This window comes from Metabacillus sp. 22489 (assembly GCF_052044855.1).
Lineage (GTDB): Bacteria > Bacillota > Bacilli > Bacillales > Bacillaceae > Metabacillus > Metabacillus niabensis.
The window spans coordinates 1-5,041 of the sequence record NZ_JBQENT010000092.1 but is presented as its reverse complement, the minus strand read 5'-3'; the positions used below and the strand labels follow the sequence as shown (position 1 = coordinate 5,041).

The window sequence follows — 5,041 nt, the reverse complement described above, 5'->3', positions numbered from 1 at the left end:
TGAAAAAGTCTATAAAGAAAGGCGACTATCCGTCCAAAAAATGAACGGATAGTCGCCTTTTTCGTTTACGATCTTGAAATAAAATTAAAAAACGTAAGTTTTTCAGTGGCCTCCCATAAACGGCAGTCTTTTTCACAAATTATTTATTATTGTGCAGCTTTAGCAGCTTCAAGAGCAGCTTCGTAATTTGGATGATTTGTTGCCTCACTTACATACTCTACATATGTTACTTTATCATTTGCATCTACAACAAAAACAGCACGTGCTAATAAGCGTAATTCCTTAATGTGAACGCCATAAGCCTCACCGAATGAAAGATCGCGATGGTCCGAAAGTGTTTGTACATTTTCTAATCCGTTTGAAGCACACCATCTTTTTTGAGCAAATGGAAGATCTACACTAATTGTTAAAATTTCTACATTCTCTAATTTTGATCCTTCTTCATTAAAACGACGAGTTTGTGCATCACATACTCCGGTATCAATTGAAGGTACAACAGAAATCAAGCGTACCTTGCCCTTCGTATCCGCTAAAGTAACTGGTGCTAAGTCATTTGATAGAACGGTAAAATCAGGTGCAGTATCCCCCACTTTCACTTCATTTCCTAATAAAGTAACAGGGCTGTTTTTAAATGTAATTGAAGCCATTCCAAATTCCTCCTTTTAATTATGTACAGTGTAAATATAGCCTAGGTTTTATCAATGATCAAATATTATGTTTACTTTTCTATTATTTCATCCTTCAACCAATTTGCCAATTACTAAAAATGAAATTCTTTTAACAACAAATCTAATAGAACAGCTAGTTCAGCAAATAAGCGTTCCATCTATTAAACAGCATTAAATGATATAGCATAAACCATCAAAAAAATAACTGCCTTAGGGGCAGTTAAAATTCTAAATCTTCTTTCTTCTGATTTTGATTTTGATTAGCTTGATCACCAGAAGATTTATTGTCTTTATTCTTTTTAAACATTCCTTGAATTTTCTCAACGGTTTGAGGGGCCGCCTCAAGTATTTTTTCATATAGATGTGTACTTTCATCTAAATGTAACATTTTTACCCCAGTAGAAGAAACAATTAAAAAGGCTATCGGTGTTATTGAGACTCCTCCACCGCTTCCGCCTCCAAATGGTAGCTTTGGTGAACTTCCTTCACCGCCACTATCACCATTCGATGCATTAAATTCACTTCCACCTGCTGCGAAACCGAAACCAACCTTTGAAACGGTTAATATTACACTTCCATCAGGTGTTTCAACTGGGTCACCAACGATTGTATTGACATCAATCATTTGTTTTAAGTTTTCCATGGCAGTTTTCATTAGGCCTTGGATTGGATGATCACTCATGTAGTATAGCCTCCTTTAGTTATCTAAAAAACCTGTCATTGTTCATAATTGTTGGAATCAATTAGACCAAATACTTATGATTGATTTGTATATGTTGAAAATTGTTTGCTTTTAAGCTTTGGTCTTCCGCCTTTCCAATATTTTATGAACTGTATACCCGCGTAAATAGCTTGCCCGATCCGAAATTGAAACATACATTCAAGTTTCATGCGAGAGCATACTTGATTGAATTCTGGTGTAATCGTCACATATGGGTTGGTTTTCACCTTCATATATTTCCCAATCAAGCTAATCACTCCACCTTTAATTCCCCAGGCTGCACCAGTTATGATACCGGTATGTGCTGCGTCACCTACACCTAACTGTGAATGCCATTCAAGCTTTATCACCTTTACTTTCTTTAAAAAGGAGCGAATAATACCGTGTAACCCAACAATATGTTGGGTTATTTCTCTAATATCCTGCATGAAATGTAATGATTCCTCTGGCGTTACCTTTTCGGTTCCCTTTGCAACTGAATCATTGTTCTTTTCCTTCCCAATCTTTTGCTTTTGTTTAACGACCAGATTAGCACCATCATCTAATTTCACAAGGGGAATCTCAATCGTATATCTTATTAAGCCAAACCAAGCACGCAGCTTAATTTTAAAATGATTATTGTCTTCTACATGTTGTATATCTACTGTTATTGTTAACTTTGTACAAAGAATGAGAATTATGAGGAAAAGAAATAGTAATAATAAATAAAAAATCCAATGCATCTTTTTCACTTCCCTTCAAATTTCCATTATCACCTCCGAATTAAAAAATAAACCTTTTTATGCCATGAAAAAAAGCCTACTTTATAAAACAGTAGACTTTTTGTTTATTTCTTTTGTTACCTTTCCTGAGTATCTTCCAATAAATTTTTTCTCTCATTCAGATTACGCAAATGTTTTGTATACAATTTTTCATGAAAAACCTGAGTATCCGCAAAAATATCATGCAGACCTTGTTTTTTCGGTGTAAATGCAACGACTAAATAAAGTATCCAAATTGTCTTTGAAATATATCGGCCAATCAATTCACGAAATAAAATTGTACCCCAATCTAACGTATTCGTCTTTGTTGAAACAACTTTAATTCCAAATATCATTTTACCTAAAGTTTGTTGAAAATACTTTGTCATAAGTACAAAATAGGCAAAAAAGATAAGAGATGCTGCAATTGACATTGGTGAAAAAACAAACCATTTCCCATCCCAGCCCAACAGATTAAATAACGGATTAACAATCATTCGATTAATACTACCGATAACAATTAAATCAATAATGTATGCCCAAAATCGAATCCAAAATCCAGCTAGAAGATGTTGATAATCTGAAATATGCTTCTTGTCTACCTGTAGATTCAAATGGTTGCTACTTTCATGATTTTTTATAGTTACATCCATCATCATCCCTCCTTATTCAGAATATAAATACATTAGTCTCGGAGAGTTTGAATTGGACATGAATTGATAAAGATTTTCAATCTCCTTATCGCCATTAAAAACTTTCCCAACACTCATCGATAATAAAGAATCTAAACCTAAGGATGAACCATATTCAATGACCTGTGCATTTTCTATTTTCAAGTCCTTTTTCATTGCCGCAACAGTATCATCAAAATATCCAAGTTCATCAATTAAATTATTTTCCTTAGCTTGTCTACCATCGTAAATTCGGCCATCTGCAATTTTGCGAACATCTTCCTCTGATAACGAACGACCCTCTGCTATTACATTAACAAATCCTTGATACGCATTATCAACCATTGCTTGTAGAATTTTTCTCTCTTCCTCTGTCATTTCCCGTGTCGGGGAAAAAATATCTTTATATGGACCGCTTTTAATCGTTTCAACCTTTACACCAAATTTTTCTGCTAGTTCTCCATAATTAACTGACTGCATGATTACTCCTAATGAGCCTGTTAACGTATCAGGAGCAGCAAAAATTTTGTCTGCTGCAGTTGAAATATAATAGCCTCCTGATGCAGCTTGCGTCCCCATTGACACATATATCGGTTTCTTACTTTTTTCCTTTAATTCAATTAATTTCTTATGTATTTCAGCACTTTCAACAACACCGCCACCAGGTGAATTTACTCTAAGAATTACACCTTTTATGTGATTATCCTCACCTGCAGCCTCTATCATATCGAGAAACGTTTGATGGTTATAGCCTGGTGAGCTAAAAAAGGAAGTCACGTCCTCACCTGTATCCTGGATAACTCCATTAACGTTTAAAACTAAAATTTTATCAAGGCTCGTCCCCTCCTCAATAACCTCCTCTGAAAACTCAGCGTTTGCAGCAGCAAATGCTTCTGAAAACATTTCACTCTGATTTAAGAATGTAAAGGTAGTGCTAATAATAATTGAAAAGACGAACAATCCTGCCGCAATCCCAATTGCTCCCCATCTTTTACCATTCATACTTTCATCTCCTCCTTTATCAAATTATTATTTTCCATTGCTAGTGATCATTTTATTAGATAAAAGTGGTAAACTAAACAACATATAGTATTGTATCATTTTCATTAACAAAAGTGGAGAAATCACCCAATTATGAGGAGGTTTTAGGTCATGTCAGATCGTCGTAATGTATATTTTTTCTACAAAAAAGAGGATGTTCTCTTAGAAAAGGTCAATTCTATCATTGAGTTAGCAAAGGAAAATGATTTTCGAATAGTAGAAGATCATACAGTAGCAAATATTATTGTCAGCATTGGAGGAGATGGTGCTTTTCTTCAAGCTGTACGTAAAACAAATTTCCGCTCAGATTGTCTCTATGTAGGAATTGGTATTGATGAAACATTAAGCTTATATTGTGATTTCCATCTTGATGATCGTGATAAAATGATACAAGCTATTAAAGAGTCTCAAATTGAAGTAAGACGCTACCCTGTTCTTGAAGTAAAAGTTGATGATACGACATCTTTTAAATGTTTAAACGAATGTTCAATTCGTTCAAGTATTATTAAAACATTTGTTATTGATGTTTTTATTGATGAGTTACATTTTGAGACATTTCGAGGTGATGGCATGTTAATTGCTACTCCAACCGGAAGTACAGCCTATAATAAATCAGTAAACGGTGCTGTTGTCGACCCGATGTTACGTTGTATTCAAGTAAGTGAGCTTGCTAGTTTGAATAATAATTTGTACCGCACTCTTGGTTCCTCGTTTATTTTAAGTGATAACCGAAATTTAACATTAAAGATTGTTCAAGATGGGAATGATTACCCAATTATCGGCATGGATAATGAAGCGTTAAGCATCCGTCACGTAAAAAAATTAGAATATAAACTAAGTGATTCACCGATAAAAACAGTAAAATTAAAAGACAATTCCTATTGGGAAAAGGTAAAAAGAACCTTTTTATAAAAGTTTAAGATTACATAATTCATATCTCAAAGAGACTAATTTAGTCTCTTTGTTTTTATTTAGGTGCTGTTAATCTTGTTGTTTATTTCCTCCTTGCAGTGTTTGCTTTCGGTCAGAAAGCAGCCTTGGCGTTTGATAAAAAGTAGTCATACGAAGTTAAATTATATGCAAAAGGGGCTGGGACAAAACCCTACCTTTTCAAATGAAAAAGCCGGTGGCATTTTACGAAAGTAAAATGTCATCGGCTTTAATTTTTGCATTTAAAAAAGGACACTTTCTGTTAAAATT

6 protein-coding genes are annotated in these 5,041 nt (G+C 34.1%); 1 reads left to right on the top strand and 5 read right to left on the bottom strand.

What is annotated here, in order from left to right:
• Nucleotides 1–146 precede the first annotated feature (146 nt).
• The 5 genes from tpx to sppA form a co-directional block, all read right to left on the bottom strand.
• Nucleotides 147–647, bottom strand: coding sequence for a thiol peroxidase (tpx, locus tag ACTJJ9_RS25965; RefSeq protein ID WP_095302873.1), 501 nt, complete (start codon nucleotides 645–647; stop codon nucleotides 147–149).
• Nucleotides 648–888: 241 nt separating this feature from the next.
• Nucleotides 889–1,350 carry a GerW family sporulation protein gene (gene ytfJ / locus ACTJJ9_RS25960; protein WP_095302874.1) on the bottom strand — a complete coding sequence of 154 codons (462 nt, stop codon included), beginning with the start codon at nucleotides 1,348–1,350 and terminating at the stop codon, nucleotides 889–891.
• A gap of 74 nt (nucleotides 1,351–1,424) precedes the next feature.
• A complete protein-coding gene (locus ACTJJ9_RS25955) occupies nucleotides 1,425–2,111 on the bottom strand; it encodes a DUF2953 domain-containing protein (RefSeq protein ID WP_145585338.1) in 687 nt (228 codons plus the stop codon).
• A gap of 116 nt (nucleotides 2,112–2,227) precedes the next feature.
• A complete protein-coding gene (locus tag ACTJJ9_RS25950; protein ID WP_145585340.1) occupies nucleotides 2,228–2,782 on the bottom strand; it encodes an RDD family protein in 555 nt (184 codons plus the stop codon).
• Nucleotides 2,783–2,794: 12 nt separating this feature from the next.
• Nucleotides 2,795–3,802 (bottom strand): signal peptide peptidase SppA, encoded by a 1,008-nt coding sequence (sppA, locus tag ACTJJ9_RS25945; RefSeq protein ID WP_145585342.1) that lies wholly within the window; start codon nucleotides 3,800–3,802, stop codon nucleotides 2,795–2,797.
• A 150-nt stretch (nucleotides 3,803–3,952) separates the two neighbouring features.
• Here sppA and ACTJJ9_RS25940 point away from each other — a divergent pair, with 150 nt between their 5' ends.
• Nucleotides 3,953–4,753, top strand: a complete 801-nt coding sequence (locus ACTJJ9_RS25940) for an NAD kinase (RefSeq protein WP_145585344.1) — start codon at nucleotides 3,953–3,955, stop codon at nucleotides 4,751–4,753.
• Nucleotides 4,754–5,041: the final 288 nt, after the last annotated feature.

Coding starts and splice junctions, on each gene's coding strand:
- tpx (WP_095302873.1), bottom strand. CDS start 647: ATGGCTTCAATTACATTTAAAAACAGCCCTGTTACTTTATTAGGAAAT.
- ytfJ (WP_095302874.1), bottom strand. CDS start 1,350: ATGAGTGATCATCCAATCCAAGGCCTAATGAAAACTGCCATGGAAAAC.
- ACTJJ9_RS25955 (WP_145585338.1), bottom strand. CDS start 2,111: ATGCATTGGATTTTTTATTTATTATTACTATTTCTTTTCCTCATAATT.
- ACTJJ9_RS25950 (WP_145585340.1), bottom strand. CDS start 2,782: ATGGATGTAACTATAAAAAATCATGAAAGTAGCAACCATTTGAATCTA.
- sppA (WP_145585342.1), bottom strand. CDS start 3,802: ATGAATGGTAAAAGATGGGGAGCAATTGGGATTGCGGCAGGATTGTTC.
- ACTJJ9_RS25940 (WP_145585344.1), top strand. CDS start 3,953: ATGTCAGATCGTCGTAATGTATATTTTTTCTACAAAAAAGAGGATGTT.